Origin of the sequence: Bradyrhizobium sp. CCBAU 53338 (assembly GCF_015291665.1) — a bacterium.
In the GTDB taxonomy this organism is placed as follows: Bacteria; Pseudomonadota; Alphaproteobacteria; order Rhizobiales; family Xanthobacteraceae; genus Bradyrhizobium.
In genome coordinates, this window is record NZ_CP030049.1 from 169,633 (window position 1) to 193,552 (window position 23,920).

Consider the following 23,920-nt stretch of genomic DNA (forward strand, 5'->3'; position numbering starts at 1 on the left):
CGAGATGCGCGCTATCCCGATCCAAACTGTGGTCTTCCCGGGCGCATGCATGTACGGTCCCCGATCTCACCACGGCCCGCTTCTCACTATCGTGCAAGACTGCTCGATTCCGCGAAAGCTGCGCGACATTTGCTGCCGTTACATAAAGGCTTCGAAATAGGAACGAGCCGCACATCAACGAGGATTAATGCGCACGCCCCCCTAGTCACGTGAATCTAAAGTTCGCCGCATAAAGTCTGCTGGGCTTTGTGGCAGAAGCGTTTGACGGAAGCCAAGATCTGGTCTGCAGACTTGGTCCATTTGAAGGGCCTCGGGTTATTGTTGTGCAGTTCGATGAAGGTACGGATGTCGGCCTCGAGCTGTCTGACGGAGGTGTGAACACCTCGCTGGATCTGCTTTCTGGTGAGTTCAGCGAACCAGCGCTCGTTCTGATTGATCCATGACGCGGAAGTCGGCGTAAAGTGGACATGGTTGTGCGGCCGGCGAGCGAGCCACGCCTTGATCTTAGGTGTCTTGTGGGTGGCGTAGTTGTCCATGACGATGTGGACCGCAAGCCCCTCGGGGATTTGAGCGTCGATTTCCTTGAGGAACTTCAAGAACTCGACCGCCCGATGACGCTTGTAGCATTTGCCAATGACAAAGCCGGAAGCGACATCGAGCGCGGCAAACAGTGTGGTCGTGCCATGTCGCACATAACTGTGCGTGCGACGTTCTGGCATCCCAGGCATCATCGGCAAGACCGGCTGCTCGCGATCGAGTGCCAGGATCTGGCTTTCTCATCAACGCTGAGGACAACGGCTCGGTTCGGTGGGGATAGATAAAGGCCGACAATGTACCTTGTCGACGAACAGTGGATCGCTCGACAACTTGAATGTCTGGCTACGGTGCGGTTGCAAGCTGAACGCCGACCACATTCGGCGGATCGTGGTGTGGGAAAAGCCAGTTTCCGCAGCCATCGAGCGGATCAACCAGTGCGTCGCGTCGGCCGGCGTCGTACGCAATGTCCGCTCGATTACCTCAGCAACCTGATCGTCGTCGATGGTGCGAGGGCGGCTCGGGCGGGCTTCATCAAGCAGGCCATCACAGCGATCCTTCTAAAAAAACCGACGGCGCCACTTGCCAACGGTGTGTTCATGGATGCCGAGTTCAGCAGCCACAGACTTGCTTGGCAGGCCATCCGCACATCGCAGGATCGCGCGGCATCGCTCAGATAGCACCGCGCGACACGATGACGACGAACTTGCCTCTCTAGGTACGTGCGCTCCTGCGGACTGAGCACTAACGGCGCGATCGGCCGGCCTCTCACACCTGCATTCCCCACAAGCGCTCTCCTCTACAAAGATTCGAGCCATCAACTAATGTGATGAACTTGCGTTCCAGATGACTAGTAAGGATACATCCAATAGGTCGCGTTGAGCTCGTTAGGCATCGAGCGCAAAGTTGGGGTCCGCTGCGGTGGCTTGAGGTGGCTAGATGAGGAGATGATCCGGCCGATATCGTCGAGGACCGCCCGGCTCGTTGAATAGGTACTATGATTGAGCGCGAACATTTCGCTTCCGACCGCAGAGACATCGATCGTCTCGATGCCCGAGACGAGAGTTGGACCGCTCTTAGTCACATAGCCCATTCGCGATTTCGACTGCGCCTTCTTCATCGAGGCGAGCAGAGCCAGATCAGTTGACGAGGCGTACACGGTCACCGCACCCGCGGCCGCTTTGATCTGGTTAGCCCGCTCCAGATAGAGGTCACGGTCGACGTCGGGTGCTGCGAAAATCAGCTCGGTAATGCCAAGCGCTGTTTGGCTCAGCGCTGCCTGCTGCAAGGCGCCCAATACCACTTCGCTGCCAAGGCTGTGTGCGATCAGGATGATCCGCGAAACGTTCCCCTCCGTCTTGATGAGCTTGAGAAGATCGAACAATCCATCGGTGGCATGCAAAGCACTTTCGCGGTCGTAATCGTAATCCGCCAACCCGCCTTTCGAGGGCCAGGAATAAATCATGACGCGGCCCTTGTAATTTGCATCGAAGGCAATCTGAGCGGCCTTGAACGCTGCATCCGAGAAAGGAACATTGTAGCCATGGACGAACAGCATCAGGCTGTCGGCAGGATTGGCGATCGCGGAGGCAAACTCCTCTCGTGAGAGCTTCGATAGAGTCTGGATTCGAAAGTGCTTTCCGTCCTGCTCGGCCTCTGTCCAAATGCCGTACAGATATGTCTTTGGCGTTTCGACTTCGCCCATCTTGTGAACGATCGGTATGCTCACAGTCACGCAGCCATAGGTATTCGTGGCCGAACGATCATAGGTGATCTGTTTCAGCTGCAGATTCGGGCCTCCCATCACCTCGCGGTTGGTCGCAAAATAAACGGGCACCAAGCCCTTGATGGCGGGCTTGTTGGGAGCCTCGGCGCCAGTTGGCGTCGGTTTCTCGGGAGGTGCTTCCTCACTTGCCTCACCCGTTGTGGGGCGATGATAGCCATAATCATGGCGTCTCGGACCATAATACCTCGGGCCGTAATACCTTGCGGCATGATGGTGATATCCTGTCAATGCACGCCCGTGGTGCTGATGCGTGTTTTGGGCTTGGGGCTTTGACGGTCTCGAGATAGGTGCTTGATGAGCGCAGCCGACGACAAACATGCAGACCAGAGCAATTAAAGCCGCGCGGAGCTGCCGGAACGACGAGAGCCAGTGCAGCGCATTTGAAGAATCGGCTCGCAATGTCGAGACGACCATGGCCCCTCCTCCTTACTTCGCAAGAACTTGAGATAGATTGACGGTAGCACCGAGCCATCCACGGTACCGATCGACGGCGGGTCCACTGGTCAGCTTGTAGGTGAAGCGCGCCTCTGCACCGCCATCGTTGATGGCGCAAGCAATGTTGCCGGCTCCGTTTGCCGTCTCGACATGCCAGGAGCAGCCGGTGATACGGTAGCCCGGCTCGGCTGGGAACGTCTCGGCGTAGTCGGCCGAATGCTCGGCAAACACGACGGGATGATCATCCTTGGTCTTGTCGACGGTGTATGAGCGCTCGATCTGCTTGAGCTCGACGAGTTGCGATAGCGGAACATTGACGATGAGCCGCCGGTCTTCTGGAAGCAACGTGTGAAGCGCGCCGGCCAGGATCTCGGGAATTTTCACGCCCTGATTGGCTTGCGTCTGCACATGGGTCGAGTTGAGCTTGCTCCAGTTCTCGAATGAGATTGTAGTGTCGACCCATTTGGTCCAGCAGACGGATGGTTGGGGGATAGCCGCAATCAGCTTGTAGAGCGGACTCGCGGCTATGACCGTGGCAGGAATGATGAAATTCACTCCGTTGACCTGGGCATCGTTCCATTTGACGATGCCGCCGACAGCGATACCGAGGAGCGCGCCGAACTCGTTGAACGCGGGACCTCCGCTGTTGCCGACGTTCATGACAGTATCGGTTTGCCAGCGCCCATTTGGGCTGGTTTGATTGCTGATCAGGCCGCTCGATATGCTCAGATCCAGGTCGAGGGGATAGCCGAGCAGATAGAGTTGGGTTCCCATTGGGGCCTGCTGGCTTTCATTGATGACCGGCATTGGGCAGCGCGATGCTCCGCCGCTGTTGCTGGCCGGCTGGGCCAACTCGAGAAGGGCAAGATCGTTGGCGTCGTCGCGGTGAATCGCGCTGACTTTGATTGGGTTTGCGTTGCGCGAGCCAAGGCGAGCATCGACCTCAAAGCTCTTGTAGTTTTCCTCGCGTCCGACCACATGGCTGTTGGTGAGCACGAGGTTGTCGCCGATCAGAAGGCCGGAGCCGCCTCCGACTTCCTGCTTGCCGTTGTACATAACGCCGACAAACTGGACATGAACAGTCCTGACGTTATAGCGCGCGGCGATCTGCACCGCGGCGCGATCGGCTAGCGCCTGCCCGGAGATGACAAAGAGCAAGGCGAGGGTCAGGACGGATAAAACGTTCTGACGGCTGCGATATCGAGTGGGCTGAGTTGTCCGCTTCCGTTCCATGCTGGATTACAATAGTTCATGATGGAATTGGGGTCGTATTTAGTGACTTTGTAGTCGCCGACCGATCCTGAAAATTTCTCGTTGCGGCACTGTTCCGGAGCATCGTCGCGGTTCTGCTCGTGAGTAAAGCCGAGCGCGTGCCCGAATTCGTGGACAGCGACCGCACGAATGCAGAATTCGCGCTTATTGATGCATCCTTTACTCCAATGATTGGAGCTGAAATTCAAGGTCATGCCCGAAGACTTGCCATCGAGATACTTGCCGACGACGTCGGTGTGCGCGCCCTCGTCGGCGATGCGCACATGGACGCCGGCTGCGCCCTCTTTACAGGCAGGCCAGGTCTTGGCGAACCAAACGCCTCCTTGTGCTGCGCTTTCCCAGGTCTCGGCCACGGCTTTTCGGACGAGTTCTGCATATTTCTGGTCATGAGGATTGAGGTTTTCCCAGCAGACCGGGATTTCCTTCACGTCCCATTTGGAGCTGCGGATCACAGTTCCGAAGAGCTCCATCTCCGACACCCCTGAGGGAAGCGCAGGCTGAGCCTTCGCGCTGCTGCAGGGGAGGAGCACGAGAAGAACCAGCAATCCGAGCAGGCAGTAACGAGTCATGTTTTATTGAGTAGGCGTTGGAGATGGCGGGAAGACTGGCACCGGCGCGAAGATAAAGCCGTTCGTCCGCGGGCCACCACCAGCCCTTGGCCGGCGGGCTGCGGCCCCCCCGCTCTCCGGCAACTCCTGCGACTTTTCCCCTCCCGGGATTGGTGTCGTGTAAATCGGATTGTCCTTTGATCCGAGCGCCGGCTGTTTGGCTGCATAGCTGGCCGAGCCAGACTTTGCTCCGTTGGCCAAGACGGCATTCGGCCCATTGATGTAGATACCGAGATTGCTGAATTGCTGCGCAGATGCGGAGGCTTGGATGGCGGCCGGTGTCCAGCGCGCCGATGTAAGGGAGTATTTGGCCTCGATGCCTCCGGTCACTTGGATCGAAAAAGTATAGGTCATCTGCGCTGGCTCAGCTATTTCCGATGGCATAGCCGGCGTCAGGTTGTTGGCGGCGATCAAAATTGCATTGTCGCGCAGCCAGGCCGCCAATGGCTTGGAGGCATCGACGGTGATGCGCTTGAAAGCGGCCCGTTCCGGATATTTGTTTTCGGCGAGAGCTTCGAGCTCGAGGAGCTCGGTCGGCGTTCCCCGGTAGCAGCCGCGCTCATATGTTGCCGGGCTAGATGCCAGCGGCAAGGTATCAGACGCAAGCTCGGCATTCTGTTTCAAGAGAAATGACCAGATCAGGTCGTAGGTGTCCTGCGCCGAAGCCGTGGGGCCGACATGGGTCACTTCGGCGGTGGTGGCACTTAGAACGCGCTTATAGTCGAAGGCGGTGCCGGACCCGACACCGCCGGTATCGGTTACTTTCAGTTCCAGGAAGAAGGTGCCGTATAGGAACGGGTCGATGTCGAAATGGGCGAAGCGGTCGAACGCCTCTTCCGGCCTGGTCTTGTAGATCTTGAGGTAGTGCTTCCGCCTTTCGCGCTCGATCTGATAAAAGGTGACGACCTCGCACCGGATCGATTTGAGAAAATATGGCAGTTCGCCGGCTGTGATCACGCCAGTCTGCGGATCGTGCACATAGTACAGGCTGGTGCATCCGCCCATCGCAAAGCAGGCGCCAAGGCAAGCCGCGGCCCGGCTGATCTTCCACATCGATTGTGCCCCCTGTCCGCTTCGCGTCGCTCGCGCGCGGATCTCCCGCCCAGATTGAAATGCTTTGCTCGTGCTTCGTCAAGAGTATCGGAAGCCATATGCAGCTTTTCGTTGCCATCGTATAATTCGATGCAGAGTTTCTGCGCGTTCTGACATTCAGAGCAACTGCGCCCGCAGCTAGATGATGAGACGCGCGTAAGTCACAGTCGGGCCGATTGCAAATAGCGAACCGTACGCCTATCAATGGCACATATTGGCGAAGTCGTTTGGACGAGTCGTTTGCCTGGGCCTGCGGACAGCCGCCTGAAGACAACGGAGTTCGGCAAGTGGAAGAAGGCAGCTGGTGAGCTTGCTCAATCACAGGCCTCGATGACGCATGCCAGAAGGGACGAACTGAGGAAGGCTCTGATCGAGCTCGACAAGTTGTTCCGCAAGGCGCCGCCGAGCGTGTACAAGGCTTACCGCAATCTTTCGGAGCGGCGTCTTGAAGAATCTGCCCGGAGTTTCGGTGACAGCGTCGGAGAAGGCCGCCTCCTTTGGTCCGTTTCCGAGGAGACCCCCGAGCAGGTTGCTGTGTCGCTTGGAGGTCTCATCCGGGCCATCGACCGCGTGCTGCTCGAGCGGCGGTCGCAATGGCCGATTGCATCGGGCGAGTGGCGCCTGGAGGCGCTCGGATGCTGGTTCATTCCGCGACAGGGCGTGAGCGCCGGCCGCCCTGCCCGGCGGAGCCAAGCCTATTCAAAGCGAGGCCTGCTATTTCATCGGATCCTGCCCACCTTCATTGACGGCTATGCCGTCGAGGTGGTCGATAGCCGTACCTTGCATAGTGCCGCTCAAGACCCCACGAATTGGAAAATGGGCGCCTGCCTTTTCGAGGCGCTCAAGCTTGAGGCGGAGTTCGCAACGGTAGACGGGGACAAGCGTTTCATCGTCAGCGGCGTCGATGCGCCGGCGGCGGGGAACGCGGTCTTGCTTCAGATGGCGAACGCGTTGCAGGAGAACTGCATCGCAATCGTCTGGCCCGAGCTCACGGTACCACCAGGACTGCGAGAAAAGATCGTCAAGTTCATCCGCGAGCGAGATGTGGCCGACCCGCTGGAGCCTCCGGAGATCGTCATTCCGGGAACGTGGCACGAGGTGGCAGGCAAGGAGATTGTGAATCGGGCCCGGATTTATGACGGTTATGGCGAGGAGCGGCTCGTCTACGACAAGATCGCCCCTTACGCCGATGACGACTGGGGGATCGAAAACATAACTGCTGGCGAGCGGATGTGCGTGCTTGCGACTGAAGGCGCCCTGATTGGCGTCGCAATTTGCCTCGACTTCTGTGACGTCTGCGACACGCCCTTCAGGGACCTGGATGTCGATGTGATGCTGGTCCCCTCGATGGGGAACGACCGCACCATGCAGGGCCACCAGACGACTGCGAGCCAGGTGGAAGTGAAGTTCGGCACGCGAAGTTTTGTCGTGCAACATCCCACCCACAACCGCTACGGGGATGGCCGGCTTGGTACTATATTACCCCTCCTCAAAGAGCCGAACGCTGTTTCCGCCCGGGAACTCGGTCAAAAGACCGTTTGGACTGCCTACAAATGGGGCCGGTGACACCCTAGATTCAGAGACTAAAATCAGAGTAAAGCGTTGTAAAATGATCTTAAGGGTTGTGACGTAGGGTATGGCCATGTCGGACGTAGCATTGGAAAAGATAGAGAGCGGCGAGGCCACCGCGACTGAGGCGCGGAGCGTCATTTCGGAATTCCTTAAAGAGGGATCCGAAAGCAGCCTGGAGCGTATTTACGCAACACTTGGGGCTTGGCTCTGGAATTCTCTGGAGAGCCGGCGCCGCGATCCGGAGCTGCGGGAATGGTTTGATATTCTGCGTCGGGTGAGCGCCTCGCTCGCGCCGAAGAATGCCGCCTATGCCGAGCGCTTCAGAGCGTTTTACGATCTTCTGCAGATGTCGATCAACACCGCCAAGGTTGCTCGTCCAAGCGAGGTCATGCACCGTCAGCATGTCGTCGAGATACTTCGGTTGTTGCGGGATGCACCGTCGCGTCAGCTGGAGAAGACGGTCATTGCTAAGAAACTGGATCTGAAGGATGCCAATCTCAGCCGCATTCTTCGCCTGATGACCAATGCGCGTTTTGTGGAACGAACGGCGGCTGGAAAGTTTGCTCATTTCGCGCTGACGCGCGATGGCCTTATGGCGCTTGAAAGGCACGAAGGGCCCACAGCAAGGGGCGCTGGCCAATTGGCGCAGCTTATGCGCAGGAAAATGGGTCTCAGAACCCACCCTGCCCTCACGGCTGAAGAAAATGTCGTTCTTCGCAGCCTGTTTGATTTGCCGAGCCCGATGCATCCTACGTTGCATGCGGCGGGACTAGTGATGCGTGACCCGCTTGGCGTCCGTCAGGTGATGGAGGACTACCTGCTTCATCCGCCGGCACCGACAGCTCCCGGCTATATGAAGGCGCGAACGAAGAGCTCGTATCATGGCTCGTCGGTGACGGTCGTGCAGGTGAAGAAAGCCGAAGGTCACGGCGCCTCCACATCGATTGAGGCGGTGAACAGTCCAAAGCCCGTCTCGTTCCCTTCGGGTATGCTGCACTTGAGCGCAGGAGAGGACTCCGAGCATGTCGAATGAGGATCTCGGGGCTTCGACAACGGAGCAGGCGCAAGGCGAATCGGAATCGCTAGTATTGTATGGAAACACCCTGCTCGATCGGTTGACCTTTGTTTCGACGACGTTCAGCTCGCTCATCATGAGCATGGGAAGGGTCGGGCGCGACAACCGCGAGGTGTTGGTGCCACTGGTCGAAGTCAGATTCGAAGGTCCCTCTGGCCAGGACGAAAGCGCCTTGAAGTCTTTCTTTTCGGAGCTCGTGCCGCTGGAAAACCTCGCCTTCGTCCTCGAAGACATCTCGGGTGATCTTGCAACTGTTTGCCACCAGCTGAGCGCTGTGAGCGAGGGACCGGTCAAGCCTGATCTCAGGCGGCTTGCCGAAACGAGCAGGTTCCTGCAGGACGCCAAAAGCAACCTGGACAAGTGTCTCGCCGATCTGGAGCGAATTGGTCAGCCGCCCAATCTTCCCTAGCGGAAGTCTTGAGAGCATCTGCGGCGAGACGATTCTTTTGCTTCTAACGCACAAAATTGTCCAGTCGCAATTGACCGCGTCATTCTGAGTTCGAAATGCGATTTTGATTTATCAACCGCGGGGCGTGCCTAGAAGCGTTCGCGGCGGGCTTCGGCTTCGCCGCGAAAGTGCGAGCCGATCGGATCGTGAATTAGCCCCGAGTGGCAAGACTATCTTACTGTCGGCGGGCGGCATGCGTTTCCCAAAAATGGAAATTCCCCTCTTCCATTTTTGGGAAATCGACGGTAGTATCCCTTCATGCTGGTGGTCGGCACGGACCTTGGTGAGCGCTATTTTGCCGAACGCTCTGGTCATCGGGGCATCGATGCAGCGCGCGCTCAATACAGGGCATGGCTGGCAATTGCTGAGGCTTCGGACTGGCGGACGCCGCAACAGGTGAAGCGATCGCATCCCAAGGCAAGCATCCTGAAAGGCGGACGCGTGGTGTTCAACATCAAGGCCAATGACTACCGCCTGATCGCCATGGTTCAATATCGTGATGGCGTGTTGATGATCCGCTTTTTCGGCAGTCATGAAGACTGTGACAAGGTGGACGCGGAGACGGTGTGATGAAGGCAACATTGATAATTATCCAGAACCAGGCCGATCATGAGGCGGCCAAGGCGCTTGTCGGCAAGCTGATGCAATCTAACGAGGCTGCCGATCGAGCGCGTATGGTAGCTCAGGCTCGCCTTATCGAGGCTTATGAACGCGCACGCTGGCCGCGCAAAGCGCCGCCGTTGCCCGATTTGCTAACCTATCTGGTGGAACAACATGGTTTGACGCGCGCTGATCTTGTGCCGCTTCTGGGCACTGCTAGTCGCGTCAGTGAGGTCATGTCCGGCAAGCGCGAATTGAGCATGACGATGGTGAAGCGTCTGCGCGAACGTTTCCATATTCCAGCGGATTTGCTGATCTCCGCGAGCGGAAGTGTTGCGGCTTAGGTCAATCGGGACCATGACTTTCGATAGGGGGCTACTTTGCTCGGCGGCCGTGAATATTTGCATCGACGCGAGAAAGTTCAGCGCATGCGATTCCAACGCCTTTTAGGGATTAGGGTCATCCATTGCTTGCAGCAGCTCGACTATGCACGGATACGAGCATCGGCGCCCCCGGTGGGCTTGATCCATTTGCTCACGATTCTCGCTCCGGAACAGGTCGAACGCCGGTATTGGACTGCGACTTGACGGCATTGAACAAAAAGTGAACAATCCCCTGACGACCCCTCTCGGATGGGCATAAAGCGCCAAAGCGCGCGAGGCGAGTGCTCGAAGGCTCTGCCGGACTTTCGGTCGGCGCTAGCTATGAAGGCTGGCTAGTTTTGTCAGAGGCAGGCAGTCAACAGGATGACGGGGAATGCTTGAGCAGGCAGAACAGACTCGACCAGTCATGACGGCGGACGAGAAGTCTTATTTGTTGCAGCTTTTCAATATGTTAATCCCCGCCGGATAGGCTCGCCGAGCGACCCCGGCAAGGAACCTTGGTTATCGGCGAGTTGTTCACAAGCTGGGACCATTTCTAGCAGCGTGGGCGCGCAATCCTGTAATAGGCTGTCTGTCATGGCCAAGAGCGACTTACTCATATCTCTCGTGCGCGCCGGTGTGACCGGCGATCGGCCAATGATGCGCTCGGCGGTCGAAGCGATTGTGGCTGATGAGCGCGCAAAGAGTCATCACGCGCTGGCCGATCGGCTTGAGCGAGCGCTGCAGACGATAGCTGTGACGCCGCCAAGTCTGGTTGCCTCTCAGCGGTCTCCGCAAGCTGCTGGGCGCGACACGATTTTAGAAGTTACGCCACGCATATCTCTCGATGAGCTGGTTTTACCCTTGCCTGCGCGCGCCGAAGGGATGCAGCTGATCGAGGAGCATGTGCGGGCAGACGTGCTGCGGGCAAGCGGATATGAGCCGCGGCATCGGGTTCTCCTGTCTGGTCCTCCAGGCAACGGCAAAACTTCCTTTGCAGAAGCGATTGCAGAGGGCCTTTCTCTGCCGTTTTTCGTGGTGCGGTACGACGCGCTCGTAGGAAGCTATCTAGGCGAAACAAACGCGCGTCTTCGCGCGCTATTCGACTATGCGCGAACCCAACCTTGCGTTTTGTTTTTCGACGAGTTCGATGCGATTGGAAAAGAGCGTGGAGATGATCACGAAACGGGCGAAATCAAGCGCGTTGTTTCGTTTCTCTTGATGCAGATCGATAAACTTCCCAGTTACGTGGTAACAATAGCGGCTACGAATCATGCTGAATTGCTTGATCGAGCCGTATGGAGACGTTTTCAGATAAAGATTGCATTTCCCGCTCCGCAAGTTGCGGAAATCGCACATTTCATAGAACGAATTTATATGGGCTGGCCCGAGCGCCCTTCGCTGTCGGCTTTTGAACTCGCGCAAAAGATTGACGCAACCTCCTATGCTGAAGTGCTTGATTTCTGTCAGAACGTTCGACGGCGACAAATTCTTGGTCTTGGTGAGATCTCGATCGATTCTGCGGTCAAGACTGAACTCGAATTTTGGTCATCGAGAGTAAAGCCAGAGAACCTGCATGGCGGCCGATCCAACGAAGCCTCTGCTGCGACTGACGCCAGGCAATCAGGCGGCAAGACCAAAAGGCAGGCCGCAACCGATCCCCAGGCCGGCTAAATTCACGGCTGCTGCACAGAATGCAGCATTTGGCCCCCGCTTCCGTCGCCTCGAACAAGTCTTGGGTCGAGACCCAAGCGGCTTAACTTTGCGATCAGACCCGTCCGCGCTGGCGCCAGAGCGGCTGCTGGTTTTTGAGGTTCGGGGGGCAGTTGCGAATTTTGCGAATGCGATCCGAAGAGTGCCTGGTCTGGAGCTCATCGATGAAGAGGAGCTGGAGGGCGATGAGAAGGACAAGTCGCCTGAGGCCTATCTTCTTGTGCCAGATGTCACGGCTTTGCAGAACATCCTGTCGCTCTGGAAGAGATGGGTATCCGGGCAAGCAATTGGGGAGGGGTTCGCACCCTGGCGGGATGTCTTTGCGACGCTCCGTGACATCAGAGTATGGGGGCCGGGAGATCGTGTTCAAGATGGTGATCGAGAGATCCTTGCGCACGAGATCGAGCTCATGGGAGATGAGGAAATTCTCCCCGTTGAGATCGAGCTTGTGTTTCGATCGTCGGAGGACATGGCGGCTTCGAACCAACAAGGAGTCATCAGCGAGATTAGGGCGGTCGGTGGCACTCTTGTGACGCAGTGCCGGATCCCGGACATCGCCTATCATGCCCTTTTGGCTAACCTGCCAGTTGCCGCGATCCGGCAAATTACCGAGCGCTCCGCGACCGGGTTGAGCGGCATGGACCCGGTCATGCACATTCGGCCACAGAGTATTGTTGCGCCGGTGCAAGTCGAAGACGCCAGTCAGCTCCAAGGCGGACTGGGACCGCTTCCTTCTGAAGGCCAACCAATTTTGGCCTTATTGGATGGCGTGCCCGTTTCCCAGCACCCTCTGCTTCGTGATCGAATGAATGTCGACGATCAATTCGATTTAGAGGGCGCAGCCGTCGTGGCTGAAAGGGCTCACGGCACAGCTATGGCTTCTCTGATCGTGCATGGCGACCGAAACACCAATGAGCCGCCGCTGGCGCGCCGCATCCATTGCATACCGCTCTTGGGGGCTGCTGATCAATTTCCTGAGGACCGGCTGATTGTCGACCTGGTTTATCAAGCTGTGGTCTCGATGCGGCGCAACGACGATCCGAGCGCTCCGTCAGTTGTGATCGTCAATCTTTCGCTCGGCAATGTCCGAAAGCCATTTCATGGGCGGCTGTCGCCCTGGGCGAGGTTGGTCGACAGATTGGCCCATCGATATGGAATTCTGTTCTGCGTGAGTGCCGGCAATCACGCCGGCTCATTCGAGATAGCATCCATCCCCACCATGGCTGCTTATGAAGCGACGGACCAGCCCGATCGGGCCAGACATACGTTGTCCGCGCTGTCGCGATTGATCACTTCTCGCCGGCTGCTTTCACCGTCGGAAACAGTGAACGGGATCACGGTAGGCTCCGCCAATATCGACGCCGTTAGCGCAGCCGATCGCCGTAGCGCTAGAGGCAGGGTCGATCCGTATCATCCGATGATCATCACCAATCCATCCAGCGGATTGGGTCCAGGATTTGCAAACGGCGTCAAACCGGATATTTTGATGCCTGGCTCTCGTGAGCATTTAACCATGGTGGCCAGTGGAACGGCGCTTGCTGTAAGGCCAAGTGGACCTGCTCGACCGCATGGGCTCAAGGTTGCAGCTCCGCCGCGCGAGGGCAGCAGCAATTGGGAGCATTACACTTCCGGCACAAGTGCTGCGGCAGCTCTGGCCTCCAGGACGGCTCACAGAATTCATGACGCTTTGGAAGACACGTACGGGCAGGACTTTCTGTCCCTGCCCCACCATCAGCGCGCCGCGCTTCTCAAGGCGCTGTTAGTGCATACAGCCTCGTGGCCGCAAGATAGCGCCGAGCTCATCAAGAGCGTGCTAGGTCCAGCTGATGCAAAGCAATTCGTCAGGCAGAAGGATAATATCCGGCGCTTCTTAGGCTACGGCGTTGTTAGTCCGGACGATGCAATTTATTGCGCTTCCGACAGGGCGACGTTTTGGGCCGTCGGAACGCTGGCGCAGGAGACAAGACGTTCGGTTGTTGTTCCGTTACCGGCTTGCATGAGCGGCCAATCTCTCCCCCACTCGGTGACCGCAACGCTTGCATGGTTCACGCCCGTGCATCCCGGTCGACAATCGTATCGCTCAGTGAAGCTTTCGCTTTTGGCGAGTTCAGATGAGATCGATCAGTTCCGCGTGCAGCCATCCAAGACGCAGCCTGATGTCAATCAGGCAAGCAAGGGGACCGTTTTCTCTCGGCGCTGGCTGGGCGACAAGGCGCCGGCTCTGACAGTCGATTCTGAAATCGAGCTGATCATTCAACGCGAGCCTGACAGAGGCAGCAAGATAGACGAGCAAGTTCCGTTCGGCGTTGCTGTAACCGTAGCCATGCCAGGCATCATTGAGGTCTACAATGAGGCTCGAGCGCGGATTGCGCCGCCCATTGCCGTTCCGGTCCGCTAGCTCGATTGTGCTCGACCTTTGAAAGACGGATCTCACCAGCGATGGGCCTGCCTAAGGTGCCCGGAGGTGCCGCATCAATCCAAGAGGTTGAAATCCCGGGCCAAACGGCGCAGCTTTTGCACCTTTGAAATTCTCAGGTTCTCAGGCAATGAAGCCCAAGGTCTCTGGTTGCTCGCCTTCGATTCCCGCAGCGTGGACGGTTTCGTGTTCGGCGCGAGCTATCCGGCCTTGAAGAATCTCATCTCGTAAGATCGGCGACGTCCGCCTCCTCTAATGCCGCTGAACTTTCGGGAATATGTCGTTGAGCGCACAGTTTTCAGGAGCAGGGACGATTTTTCATGACCGGCGTTTGCCCGAAGCCGGTGCTCCGGCCGGCTATGCCGCCCTCATCGACGCTTATCACCTCTCCGCTCCAATTCCACGGACGCTCTCGGCGATCGGGACCAAGCATCGTATCCTAGAGCAGGATGGCTGGCGCCTTTACACACCTCGGCACGCCCCAGAAGCTTCCCTTGAGGCGCATCTAACATTGCGCTGAAATACGAGGGCGTGGATCTTGCCGTCCTGAAGCGGCTTTTTCTTGCTGTGGCCGAAGGCGAAATCGTCGAGCTGGTCAAACAGAAGCTGACCGGTCTTTACAGGCGTCGCATCTGGTTCCTGTATGAGTGGCTGCTCGGTCGAGAGCTGAACTGAGAAAGATCTTCCGAATGAAGCCAGAGTTCTTCAAGGGTTCGACACGTTCTGCGCCGGCGTCGAGCGTTTAGTCGATATGCCCGAGAGGACGCTGAATAACCTCTTCGGCTTTCTTCGGCAAAATCAAGGTAAGCTATCAAACCGCGCACGAGCCAATGAGTTCGCGGCGCTGACCCAAGAGGAAGTCGAGAGGATTGAACAGTTATACGCAGGTTCATTTGGCAAAGCAGAGCCGTAGCCAAGTCTCTGCCGTGCAGCGAGCGAGTATCGCTTTTTCAGATCCTGGAATCTGAATATGACTGCTCAAGTGGATCAGACTCGACGCGAGATCGGCTACCCCAGCCCGGATCGGGGGAGGCACGGAAGCAATCGAGAGCTTAGCGTATGTCCCTGGCTTACGCAGCTTCCCACGGGTTTGCCCAAGCAGGAAAATCAAACCCCTCGTGCTGCTTCTGAGGACGACGCCATAAACGTCAATGGTTCAGTCAACGAGCGAACGGTGGCGTCGGCCACAAGTGGAGGCCAGACCTGATTACGTCCTTTGCCTTTGGCGGCATACAGGGCGTGATCGGCCGCAGCAATTAATTCCAGAGGAGACAAATCCGACGGCGAACAAGCTGCGACGCCAAAACTGGCGGTGACGATGCCTAAGAGGCTCCGGCCTTCATTGGGGATCGCAGCAATTTCGATCGATCGGCGAATGCGTTCGGCCAGCCGCACGGCATCCATCATCGCCATATCCGGCAGGATTATCAGGAATTCTTCGCCTCCATATCGGGCGACGAGGTCACCCGTCCTTCGTATCTCTGCCTGAAGTATGGCGGCGACTCGTTTCAGGCAGAGGTCGCCTGCAGCATGTCCGTAGCGATCGTTCAAGTGCTTGAAATGGTCGATATCGATCATGACAGCTGAAACGGGCGATGCTCGGCACTCGGGGCGAGACCAAACTCGCGACAGTTCATCATCAAGATGCAGCCGGTTTGCTAACCCCGTCAATGGATCGCGGCGTGAAGCGGCGTCCGCATCGGCGTGCCTGAGCCGATCTCTCAGCGAATAGAGGTAGGCTCTACGGAGATCGCGCTCCATTGTATAGTTTGCGATCAGAGTGATGTAACCGCAGATGAGGAGCTGAACGATGATGGTCACCGCTATCGGGGCGGAGATGTAGCTTGCGGATATGACGAACGCGGTGTGAAGCAACAGGATCGCGGCAGTCACGACACGAGCGAAGCGGAATTCGAGTCTGTGCAGTGAGACATTGGTGTAGAGCAAAGTTGGAATCACCACGTACTGGTAGTGCGCAGCGCTCTCGCTCGCCGTCAGGGCAAAACCGAGGTCGATCTGCAAGATGATGAGTAGCGGAACACTGGCTGCTAGGAGCTCCCGTACGAAGGGCCTCGGTTTGCGCGATACGAGCCAGGCGACCAATAGCATCCACGGAGTCACTATTGAGAAATGTACCCACATGGCCAGCCGCACGACGTCCGGGACCAGCAGCCAATCTCCGAGCAGAAAAAGGTTATAGAGGGGAGCCGAAACGAGCAGTCCGATCGTCAAGCGCTTACACCGCTTGTCGTGCATGTCGGCTTCAAATTGCCGTTCGATGTCCGGGGGGAATCTGATCGATCGCGTCCGTCGCCCGTTCACGCAGGCGTCGACGGAAGCTAATGTTACTGCGATCTCGTTCATTCCAACCTGCCACTCGGACAAGCGGCAGTATAGTTTCTATGCGTTACCGGACCACTTCGGCGAAGCGTAAATATTCCGTTTGATTTCCGGTTTGATCTTACCCTCTCCAGAATCTTGGCCATTTCAGCAGGAGATGAATGCCGTCGGTCCCGTATTTTCCCGGTGAAAGATCAGCAGACCAGTGGCGACTATTCGGCTGCTCCTCACCGTGGCTCGCCGAGCCGACCGCCCCTTCAGGCGTGTGCGTCCGCGGAGGGTTGTATTTGGGGCGCGGTGAGACGCGCCCGCGGGTCGGGCGGCATTAAGAATGGCAGCCCAGGCCAGAAGTCCATAGACGCAACCCAAGCTCCGAGGACGGGTGCAGCCGAACCAGATGGTTGACATCCTCAAGTCCGCTTTCCTGGAACGACAGCTCGGGATCTGGCACTTTCTTGGCGATCTTGCCGCAGCAATACCCTTCCGGGAAATAGCTGACGCTGCTCGCAAAAAATTAGGTTACGTTGAGGGGTGCCATGAGCGCAGCCGGAAGTACCGCATCAGAGGACATCGAACTGGAACGCCGGCTGTTCTATCTGCCGACGCTTCATCTCGATCCATGGACGAAGGCTTGTGTTGACGGTCGCGCAATCTACCTCGATGGGCTTGAGGCGTTCAAGATTAGGAGGGCTATGCCAGCATCTCGCGCATAAGATTGTTACCGAGTTTGTCGATGCATCTACGTAGAAAGGAGGACGCGAACCAGGAGTACGCCGGATCGAAGTGCGCCTCGACGAGATTGAGCGCGAAATCAGACGCGTCCATCCGAAAGCCGCAACTGGCTTCGCCAAACTTCGCGTTGCGCCTCCTTAAGTTGGAAGGCGGCGGACTTGGAGCCTTGCCACAGCGGCAATGTTCGCATCCTTAGTACAATAGCTCCAAGTTGACTTCGCTCTTGGCCACGAGTTACATCCACATGCTGGCAAACGGGAAAGAAAGACCTTTGAATCGAGATGCTCGGCCGTTGTCGCCCATCTCACGACGGCCCAAGAAAAAGAGCCCGCTCGGTCGTGCCGAGCACTTGGCTGGGCTCATTTTGTCCGTTGTCCGTCGCGATGGGATGAAGACCGGCGATCGCCTCATCGAGCAAAAGCTTGCCGATGCGCTTGGCCTGTCGCGCGCGCCAATTCGCCTAGGCTTAAAGGCTCTAGAAGAGGCGGGGTTCGCGCGCGGTGAATTGCACCGCGGCTTTGTCTTGACAAGAGACCCTACGAGCGTAGCCGCACAATCCACACTGGCGGCGGTAAGCCGCGCGGAAGAGGCCTACGCGACGATTGCAACGGACGTGGTCGCAAAGCGCCTTCCCGCCGATGTCACGGAAGCCGAATTGCTGCGCCGTTACGATCTAACACGCACCGAATTACAACGACTGCTGGATCGGATCGCAGCGGAAGGGTGGATCGCGCGCTCACCGGGCTACGGGTGGCGTTTTGCTGAAACTGTATCAAGTCCCGAAGCGCAGACACAAGTTATGGCGTTCCGCGCGGTGATCGAACCAGCAGCAATTGCTCAACCTGGTTACGCTCTGGCGCCAGAGGTCATCGAGCGACTTCGCGAGCGCCAGCTGCGCATTTTTGATGGCGAGCTGGAAAAATTCACGATAGGTGAAGTGTTTCAATGGGGATGTGATTTCCATGAGGAGATCGCGCGCGGTGCCAAGAATCCCTTCTTCGTCGAGTCACTTAAGCGCGTAAATTCGATTCGTCGCTTGTTTGCATACCGAAGCTTCGCTGATCGCGACGGCATGCGCCGGCACGTGAAGGAACACCTGAGGCTGCTCGACGTCCTGGAGGCCCGCCGGTATGCTGATGCATCGGCTCTGATGATGCGTCATATTCGACGCCCGCTTAAGGTGTACGTCTTCAGATAGGTGCCACAGGCGGATCCGTTTCCGAGTTGCATTTCGACAGCTTAAACTGCTCGCCGGACACTGTCGACAAAGCGTGGCACGTCGTCAGTTGTAAGGCCGGCCAGATTGATCCTGCCGTTTCCAACGATATAGATCGCATCATCCTTGCGGAGACGGTCGATCGTGGCAGAATGCAAGGGTAAGGTGGAGAACATTCCCTTTTGCGCCCCGAGCTGAGAAAATTCGGGCATACCCCGTCCGACGGCCGCACGAATTTTTAAAATTCTTTCCCGCATCGTCGTGAGCTCGCGAAGCCAATCCTGACGAAGGGCGGTGTTCGACAGGATAGTGCCGACGACCGCAGCACCATGGTCGGGCGGCATGGACCAGTTAACTCTCGCTAGGGCAGCCATGGCTTGAACAGTCCGCCCTACTGAGACCGGGTTCGTGCCATAGACGAAGAGCGCTCCGGTCCGCTCCCGATACAGTCCGAAGTTTTTGCTACAAGAATAAGCGACGAACGCTTCGCTCACGCTGGACAGCACTATTTCTAGTCCTTCTCTATCCTGCTCTAAACCATCACCGAATCCCTGATAGGCAAAGTCGATGAGAGGAATGAGGCCTCTCTCCTCCACAAGTTGCGCGATCGCCCGCCATTGATCAAGGCTAAGATCCGTGCCCGATGGATTGTGGCAAGTCGCGTGAAGCAGCACGATATCCCCTCTCCTTGCGCTCTTGAGCGATGAGAGCATTTCGTCGAAGCGAAGCGTTTGAGAAATGACGTCGTAATAGGTGTACGTACCTATTTCCAATCCCACGGCCTCAAAGATTGGAATGTGGTTGCCCCATGTCGGCAGGCCCACAAATATCCGGCTAAAGGGTGCCGCCAGCTTTATGACCTCGCAAGCTAACCGGACCGCACCGCCGCCGCCAGGTGTCTGAACGCCACCTAGTCGATCCACCTCGATGTTTCCGATCGCGAGCTCGCGGATAAGGCTGACGAACTTTGTGTCACCGAGTGGGCTTACGTATGATTTGGTGTCCTGTCCCTCGACCAAGAGATGTTCGGCGGCCTTCACCGCGGACAGGACGGGCGTAACGCCGTTATCGTTTCGATAGACCCCCACACTCAGGTCGATCTTGTCCCGCCGAGGATCGTTGCGGCATGCCTCGGCTAACGCCAACACGGCGTCGGCCGGCAGATCAGGCAGGGCTTGAAACATAGCTTCTCCTTACTGAACGATCGTTTGTGCGGCTCATTGGCTCTATGCAATGAGGGCTGGAGTTGGCGCGCCTCTTCAATCGGGCACGGGCGTGGCTTCGTGGACGAAAGGCATTCTTGGTGCGGCGCTTCCGTTTCACCAAGAACGCTATTTGGCTTACGCCAGAACCGCAGGGCGAAAGGATTCCGTCGGGATGCACCCCTGAAGCGGACGCCCGATGAATATCGCCGCGCGGCGCGCGAACAGGCAGCGCCAGGCAGTTCAGCCAACAGGATAATCCATGCAAACCTCACCCGAAAATAGAATTCCGCGGAATGCGAGCGGATCATGTCCTGGCCGCCCACCGGCAGAGCCTCGTTCCGGGGCCCCCGAAGCGGTTCGGAATCTTCATTGACAGATGATGTCACATATTGTTCTTTAATGCAAGAATATACAATAGGGCGCCAATGGACAATTCACCGGATGTGCACATCTGCGAAGTTGCACCGCGCGATGGCCTTCAAAACTTGGATGTCATTGTGCCAACAGGCGCAAAATGCGAGCTGATCAGTGCGATCGTCGCCGCGGGGGTGAGCGAGGTCGATGCGGGCTCATTTGTACCGGCTACGGTCGTGCCGCAATTCGGCGACGTTGGAGCAGTTGTTGCGCACGCGTTGACCCATAAGTCTACGACCATCGGCGCGGTCGTACCGAACGTTAAAGGTGCTGAGCGCGCGCTCGCGGCCGGAGTCAACAGCATGTATTTCGTGATCTCGGCGAGCGAAACGCACAACCGGGCGAATGTGCGCCGCACGATTGAGGAACAGCTCGAAGCATTCCGTGTAGTTCGTGCGAGGATCAACGCGCAAAAAGCTCCTGAGCGGCCGCATCTTGTGGGCGCTGTAGCGACAGCTTTTGGCTGCTCAATGGAAGGCGACGTCAGTGAGGCCGCGGTGTGTCGCCTTGTGCAGGGTTTCGCCGAGGCGGGTGCGGACGAGATCGGACTAGCAGATACCGTCGGCTACGGCACCCCAACGCAGGTTAAGCGGATCGTACGCGCGGTTCGCAACGAGACCGGCCCAAAAATGATGCTCAGGCTACATCTGCATGACACGCTTGGCGCCGGTCTTGCCAACGTCGTCGCGGGGCTCGAAGCGGATGTCCGGCGCTTCGATGCTGCTGTTTCGGGGCTTGGCGGCTGTCCCTTCGCACCGGGCGCACGGGGCAATATTGTGACTGAGGATCTCGTGTTCATGCTCGAACGGATGGGCCTCTCCACTGGGATCGATCTGGATCGGTTGATGGCGACACGCGAAATTCTCGCCCGGCACGTTGAGCAGAAGCACCTGACAGGTCATCTGCACGAGGCTGGAATTCCAAGGGTGTTGCGGAGGGTGGCATGATGGGCGGCAATCCCACATCAGGGCCGACAATTCCCCGCCCCCTCGAAGGCGTGCGCGTCGTTGAATTCAGTCAGATGGTCATGGGCCCTACCTGTGGGCTCATCCTCGCCGACCTGGGCGCCGATGTGGTCAAAGTCGAGCCGCTCAAGGGCGATCGCACTCGCTATTTCAAGGGGCCTGCCGCGGGTTTTTTTGCGACATACAGCAGGAACAAACGCAGCATCGCGCTCGACACGTCGAGCCCGGGAGGCAAACAGGTGGCGCGCCGGCTCACTGAGCGCAGCGATGTTTTGATCGAAAACTTCCGACCGGGTTTGATGAAGAGGGTCGGTCTCGACTACAATTCAGTGGCCGCATTCGCGCCGCGGCTGATTTATTGCTCACTCAAGGGATATCTCCCCGGACCCTACGAGAACCGTCTTGCGCTCGATGAAGTCGTTCAGATGATGGGCGGGCTCGCCTACATGACCGGCCTGCCGGGCCAGCCAATGCGCGCGGGCGCCTCAGTGAATGACGTCATGGGTGGCATGTTTGGGGTGATCGCGATCCAAGCCGCGCTCGCCGAACGACAGCGCACCGGCCGCGGTCGTTACATCCAAAGCGCCCTCTTCGAGAACAACGTCTTTCTAATGGCACAGGCGATGATGTGCGAGGTCGTCACCGGACGCCCTTCAATTCCGTACTCGGTGAAGGACAGTCCTTGGCCGATCTATGACCTGTTCGATACAAAGGACGGATCAAAGCTTTTCGTCACTGTCGTTGGGGAGGAGCAATGGCAGGCGTTCTGCCTCGCGTTTGATCGGGCTGCCTGGCTGAGCGATCCGCGTTTCATCACGGCTCAAGGTCGAGTTGATCATCGCGACTGGCTGATCCCGGAAGTCGCCAAGATATTTGGCGGCTGGAACAAGGCCGAACTTGCCGCGAAGCTGGAAGAACTTGAGCTGCCCTATGCGCCCGTGAACAAACCGGGTGATTTGTTCAGCGATCCCCACCTCAATAAATCGGGTGGTTTGACCGAGATCCGCTTGCCCGATGGCCGTAACACCAAAACCCCCTTGCTGCCGATATCGCTCGACGGCCGCCGCCTCGCAAATGGCAATGACCCGCCTCAGGTCGGCGAACATACACACGACATCCTCGGCGATATCGGGTTTTCGACAAACGAAATCGCTGCGTTAGAAAAAGCGGGGACAATCGCCTCGTCGGCCGTATGACGGATCTTAAGCGCCTGGTTCGCAACAAGCAGCAGGGGAGTAATGCATGACCATCACACGGCGCCGAGTCCTTGTTTCGGGCTCCGCATTTGCGGGCACCTCGTTGCTGCCGAGCCAGTCGCGCGCTCAAGGCAAGCCGGTCACCCTCGCCTTCGGCCCCACAACGCCAATCTATGCCATCGGCATGATCGCCGAGCTCAAGAACTATTTCAGGGATGAAGGACTCAATTCGAAACTGATTACAGGCAACTCGGGCAGTTTCGGTCGCCAGATGCTCGCTTCGGACCAAGCGATGTTCGCCCACGGTGACGCCAGTCACCCCCTTCAACTCACGGCGCGCGGCAAGGCATGCAAAATTCTGCTCGCAACTGAAATGGCGTGCTCGTACGCCAATGTTGTTGTGCGGCAAGACCTCTATGAAAGCGGCATCACGTCGCTCGAGAAGCTAGCGGCCTACAAGCGCCCAGACGGGGCCAAGCCGATCATCGCGGCCACGGCCATCGGATCGGGCAGTTGGGTCTATGGCACTTATCTGTTTGAAGCACGAGGGCTTGGCGGAAAAGTGAATTGGGTCGCTGGCGGCGGGCAGGAGATCATGTTTCCGTCTCTCGAAACCAAGCAGTTTGATGCCATCATGGCACCGCCAAGTTGGATCATCGAAATCAAGAAAAAGGGCTTTGGCACTCTGATCTACGATACCTCCCAACCGGGGATGTTTGAGAAAGATTTCGGGGGCACGGTTCCGGTGCTGGTCGTCTACACGCTGGCGGACACGATCGAGCAGGACAAGCCGACGGTACAGGCCTTCGTGAACGCGATTTATCGGGCGATGAAGTGGGTCAAAACGACGCCGCTCGCCGAAGTCCAGGCACTGGTTGCGCCCAAGTGGTTTTCTGGAATCGATCCCACCGCCGTTAGCGCAGAGCTTGGCTTTGACAAATTGACTTGGGCATATGACGGAAACATCGACAAAGCCGCCTATGATCGGGGCAGCAGAATTTGGTCCCGCAAGGGTACAGAAATTCCGGAGACTGCATACGAGGACGTTGTCGATATGAGCTTTCTCAATGTAGCGAAGGCAAAATACAAGTGATGTCCGCGCCTGGCCCCAGCCTCGCCGTTGCCCGAGAAACGACGAATGCGGACGCTGGTCGCACTCGGATTGCTGTGCAAGGACTAGTTAAGCGCTTCAGCGCCGGTCGAGGCGATTTTGCTGCCGTCGACAATGTATCATTCGAGGTTCGCCAAGGCGAATTCGTTGCCTTGCTCGGCCCCTCCGGCTGCGGAAAGAGCACGATCCTCAACATGGTGGCCGGGCTCTTGCCACATTCAGGCGGCCGAATTCTCGTCGACGGCGACTTAGTTGATACCGGCAAGGTAAATTCCAACGTCGGTTACGTGTTTCAGCGCGACACACTATTTCCTTGGCGAACGGTCGAGCAGAATATCGGCTACGGGCTCGAAATCTCCGGTATCACGAAGACGGAGCGTTCCGCGCGGGTTGCCGATGCGATTGGAAAGGCCGGGTTGACTGGCTTCGGCCAGAGCTTTCCTCGGATGCTTTCGGGCGGGATGCGTCAGCGGGTGGCCTTAATGCGCACCCTCATCCTCGAACCTGAAATTCTCCTGATGGATGAGCCTTTCGGCGCGCTTGATACTCATACCAAGCTGGAAATGCACAAGACATTGCTCGATATCTGGGAGCGCGAACGGCAGACTGTGCTGTTCGTAACTCACGACCTCGGCGAGGCGCTTACACTGGCCAGCCGCATCATCGTCCTGTCCGCAAGGCCCGGACGGCTGAAGGATGACTTCCAGGTGCCCTTTCCTCGTCCGCGAGATCCAGTCGGGTTGCGCGAAACGGCCGAATTCGGCCGCCTGTATTCTCACATCTGGCATTCGCTTGGCGAAGAGTTTCGCCGTACCAAGGCCGATTGAT

18 protein-coding genes and 2 pseudogenes are annotated in these 23,920 nt (G+C 57.6%); 13 read left to right on the forward strand and 7 right to left on the reverse strand.

Annotated elements, in window-relative coordinates; genetic code table 11:
- Positions 1 to 215: 215 nt before the first annotated feature.
- From XH90_RS35065 to XH90_RS35090, 5 genes and pseudogenes are all read right to left on the reverse strand, one after another.
- Positions 216 to 1,321: pseudogene (locus XH90_RS35065) on the reverse strand (IS630 family transposase).
- A gap of 63 nt (positions 1,322 to 1,384) precedes the next feature.
- A complete protein-coding gene (locus tag XH90_RS35070) occupies positions 1,385 to 2,734 on the reverse strand; it encodes an alpha/beta hydrolase (RefSeq protein WP_128929974.1) in 1,350 nt (449 codons plus the stop codon).
- Between the two features lie 12 nt (positions 2,735 to 2,746).
- Complete coding sequence (locus XH90_RS39215; protein WP_232995545.1) at positions 2,747 to 3,913, reverse strand: serine protease; 1,167 nt, start codon at positions 3,911 to 3,913, stop codon at positions 2,747 to 2,749.
- A gap of 8 nt (positions 3,914 to 3,921) precedes the next feature.
- Positions 3,922 to 4,497, reverse strand: coding sequence for a M12 family metallopeptidase (locus XH90_RS35085; protein WP_232995544.1), 576 nt, complete (start codon positions 4,495 to 4,497; stop codon positions 3,922 to 3,924).
- A gap of 102 nt (positions 4,498 to 4,599) precedes the next feature.
- Positions 4,600 to 5,688 carry a hypothetical protein gene (locus tag XH90_RS35090; protein ID WP_128955132.1) on the reverse strand — a complete coding sequence of 363 codons (1,089 nt, stop codon included), beginning with the start codon at positions 5,686 to 5,688 and terminating at the stop codon, positions 4,600 to 4,602.
- A gap of 243 nt (positions 5,689 to 5,931) precedes the next feature.
- Between XH90_RS35090 and XH90_RS35095 the strand changes: the two genes are divergently transcribed.
- The 8 genes and pseudogenes from XH90_RS35095 to XH90_RS35130 all read left to right on the forward strand — a co-directional run.
- Complete coding sequence (locus XH90_RS35095; RefSeq protein ID WP_128969532.1) at positions 5,932 to 7,293, forward strand: hypothetical protein; 1,362 nt, start codon at positions 5,932 to 5,934, stop codon at positions 7,291 to 7,293.
- A 76-nt stretch (positions 7,294 to 7,369) separates the two neighbouring features.
- Positions 7,370 to 8,332 carry a helix-turn-helix domain-containing protein gene (locus XH90_RS35100; RefSeq protein ID WP_128955131.1) on the forward strand — a complete coding sequence of 321 codons (963 nt, stop codon included), beginning with the start codon at positions 7,370 to 7,372 and terminating at the stop codon, positions 8,330 to 8,332.
- Positions 8,322 to 8,783, forward strand: a complete 462-nt coding sequence (locus XH90_RS35105; protein WP_128929969.1) for a hypothetical protein — start codon at positions 8,322 to 8,324, stop codon at positions 8,781 to 8,783. Before XH90_RS35100 ends, XH90_RS35105 begins: the two co-directional genes overlap by 11 nt.
- Before the next feature lie 297 nt (positions 8,784 to 9,080).
- Positions 9,081 to 9,392, forward strand: coding sequence for a type II toxin-antitoxin system HigB family toxin (locus XH90_RS35110; protein ID WP_128929968.1), 312 nt, complete (start codon positions 9,081 to 9,083; stop codon positions 9,390 to 9,392).
- A complete protein-coding gene (locus tag XH90_RS35115; protein WP_074274398.1) occupies positions 9,392 to 9,766 on the forward strand; it encodes a type II toxin-antitoxin system HigA family antitoxin in 375 nt (124 codons plus the stop codon). Before XH90_RS35110 ends, XH90_RS35115 begins: the two co-directional genes overlap by 1 nt.
- A gap of 615 nt (positions 9,767 to 10,381) precedes the next feature.
- Entirely contained in the window at positions 10,382 to 11,458 is a 1,077-nt protein-coding gene (locus XH90_RS35120) for an AAA family ATPase (RefSeq protein WP_128929967.1), read from the forward strand.
- On the forward strand, positions 11,361 to 13,895 hold the full coding sequence (locus XH90_RS35125) for a S8 family serine peptidase (protein ID WP_128929966.1): 2,535 nt from the start codon (positions 11,361 to 11,363) through the stop codon (positions 13,893 to 13,895). Before XH90_RS35120 ends, XH90_RS35125 begins: the two co-directional genes overlap by 98 nt.
- Positions 13,896 to 14,190: 295 nt before the next feature.
- Positions 14,191 to 14,585: pseudogene (locus XH90_RS35130) on the forward strand (cell filamentation protein Fic); the annotation flags it as partial.
- A 435-nt stretch (positions 14,586 to 15,020) separates the two neighbouring features.
- Here the strand turns inward: XH90_RS35130 and XH90_RS35135 are convergent.
- Positions 15,021 to 16,277, reverse strand: coding sequence for a diguanylate cyclase (locus XH90_RS35135; protein ID WP_128929965.1), 1,257 nt, complete (start codon positions 16,275 to 16,277; stop codon positions 15,021 to 15,023).
- 1,096 nt (positions 16,278 to 17,373) lie between these two features.
- On the opposite strand from XH90_RS35135, the gene XH90_RS35140 reads away from it, so the two are divergent.
- On the forward strand, positions 17,374 to 18,183 hold the full coding sequence (locus XH90_RS35140; RefSeq protein ID WP_232995542.1) for a GntR family transcriptional regulator: 810 nt from the start codon (positions 17,374 to 17,376) through the stop codon (positions 18,181 to 18,183).
- Between the two features lie 41 nt (positions 18,184 to 18,224).
- Here the strand turns inward: XH90_RS35140 and XH90_RS35145 are convergent, their stop codons facing one another.
- Positions 18,225 to 19,385: an amino acid aminotransferase gene (locus XH90_RS35145; RefSeq protein WP_128929963.1), complete on the reverse strand. Its 1,161-nt coding sequence runs from the start codon at positions 19,383 to 19,385 to the stop codon at positions 18,225 to 18,227.
- A 446-nt stretch (positions 19,386 to 19,831) separates the two neighbouring features.
- Here XH90_RS35145 and XH90_RS35150 point away from each other — a divergent pair, with 446 nt between their 5' ends.
- Genes XH90_RS35150 through XH90_RS35165 form a run of 4 tightly spaced genes read left to right on the forward strand, consistent with a single transcriptional unit; the run spans position 19,832 to position 23,919 of the window.
- Positions 19,832 to 20,767: a hydroxymethylglutaryl-CoA lyase gene (locus XH90_RS35150; protein WP_128929962.1), complete on the forward strand. Its 936-nt coding sequence runs from the start codon at positions 19,832 to 19,834 to the stop codon at positions 20,765 to 20,767.
- Positions 20,767 to 21,981, forward strand: coding sequence for a CaiB/BaiF CoA-transferase family protein (locus XH90_RS35155; RefSeq protein ID WP_128955189.1), 1,215 nt, complete (start codon positions 20,767 to 20,769; stop codon positions 21,979 to 21,981). Before XH90_RS35150 ends, XH90_RS35155 begins: the two co-directional genes overlap by 1 nt.
- A gap of 46 nt (positions 21,982 to 22,027) precedes the next feature.
- Positions 22,028 to 23,074 carry an ABC transporter substrate-binding protein gene (locus XH90_RS35160; protein ID WP_128929961.1) on the forward strand — a complete coding sequence of 349 codons (1,047 nt, stop codon included), beginning with the start codon at positions 22,028 to 22,030 and terminating at the stop codon, positions 23,072 to 23,074.
- Complete coding sequence (locus tag XH90_RS35165; protein ID WP_164933581.1) at positions 23,074 to 23,919, forward strand: ABC transporter ATP-binding protein; 846 nt, start codon at positions 23,074 to 23,076, stop codon at positions 23,917 to 23,919. The genes XH90_RS35160 and XH90_RS35165 overlap by 1 nt, the downstream gene beginning before the upstream one ends.
- Position 23,920: the final 1 nt, after the last annotated feature.

Excerpts from the sequence above, each read along its gene's own strand:
- XH90_RS35070 (WP_128929974.1), bottom strand. The coding sequence starts at position 2,734 with ATGGTCGTCTCGACATTGCGAGCCGATTCTTCAAATGCGCTGCACTGG.
- XH90_RS35085 (WP_232995544.1), bottom strand. The coding sequence starts at position 4,497 with ATGGAGCTCTTCGGAACTGTGATCCGCAGCTCCAAATGGGACGTGAAG.
- XH90_RS35090 (WP_128955132.1), bottom strand. The coding sequence starts at position 5,688 with ATGTGGAAGATCAGCCGGGCCGCGGCTTGCCTTGGCGCCTGCTTTGCG.
- XH90_RS35095 (WP_128969532.1), top strand. The coding sequence starts at position 5,932 with ATGGCACATATTGGCGAAGTCGTTTGGACGAGTCGTTTGCCTGGGCCT.
- XH90_RS35100 (WP_128955131.1), top strand. The coding sequence starts at position 7,370 with ATGTCGGACGTAGCATTGGAAAAGATAGAGAGCGGCGAGGCCACCGCG.
- XH90_RS35105 (WP_128929969.1), top strand. The coding sequence starts at position 8,322 with ATGTCGAATGAGGATCTCGGGGCTTCGACAACGGAGCAGGCGCAAGGC.
- XH90_RS35110 (WP_128929968.1), top strand. The coding sequence starts at position 9,081 with ATGCTGGTGGTCGGCACGGACCTTGGTGAGCGCTATTTTGCCGAACGC.
- XH90_RS35115 (WP_074274398.1), top strand. The coding sequence starts at position 9,392 with ATGAAGGCAACATTGATAATTATCCAGAACCAGGCCGATCATGAGGCG.
- XH90_RS35120 (WP_128929967.1), top strand. The coding sequence starts at position 10,382 with ATGGCCAAGAGCGACTTACTCATATCTCTCGTGCGCGCCGGTGTGACC.
- XH90_RS35125 (WP_128929966.1), top strand. The coding sequence starts at position 11,361 with ATGGCGGCCGATCCAACGAAGCCTCTGCTGCGACTGACGCCAGGCAAT.
- XH90_RS35135 (WP_128929965.1), bottom strand. The coding sequence starts at position 16,277 with ATGAACGAGATCGCAGTAACATTAGCTTCCGTCGACGCCTGCGTGAAC.
- XH90_RS35140 (WP_232995542.1), top strand. The coding sequence starts at position 17,374 with ATGAAGACCGGCGATCGCCTCATCGAGCAAAAGCTTGCCGATGCGCTT.
- XH90_RS35145 (WP_128929963.1), bottom strand. The coding sequence starts at position 19,385 with ATGTTTCAAGCCCTGCCTGATCTGCCGGCCGACGCCGTGTTGGCGTTA.
- XH90_RS35150 (WP_128929962.1), top strand. The coding sequence starts at position 19,832 with ATGGACAATTCACCGGATGTGCACATCTGCGAAGTTGCACCGCGCGAT.
- XH90_RS35155 (WP_128955189.1), top strand. The coding sequence starts at position 20,767 with ATGGGCGGCAATCCCACATCAGGGCCGACAATTCCCCGCCCCCTCGAA.
- XH90_RS35160 (WP_128929961.1), top strand. The coding sequence starts at position 22,028 with ATGACCATCACACGGCGCCGAGTCCTTGTTTCGGGCTCCGCATTTGCG.
- XH90_RS35165 (WP_164933581.1), top strand. The coding sequence starts at position 23,074 with ATGTCCGCGCCTGGCCCCAGCCTCGCCGTTGCCCGAGAAACGACGAAT.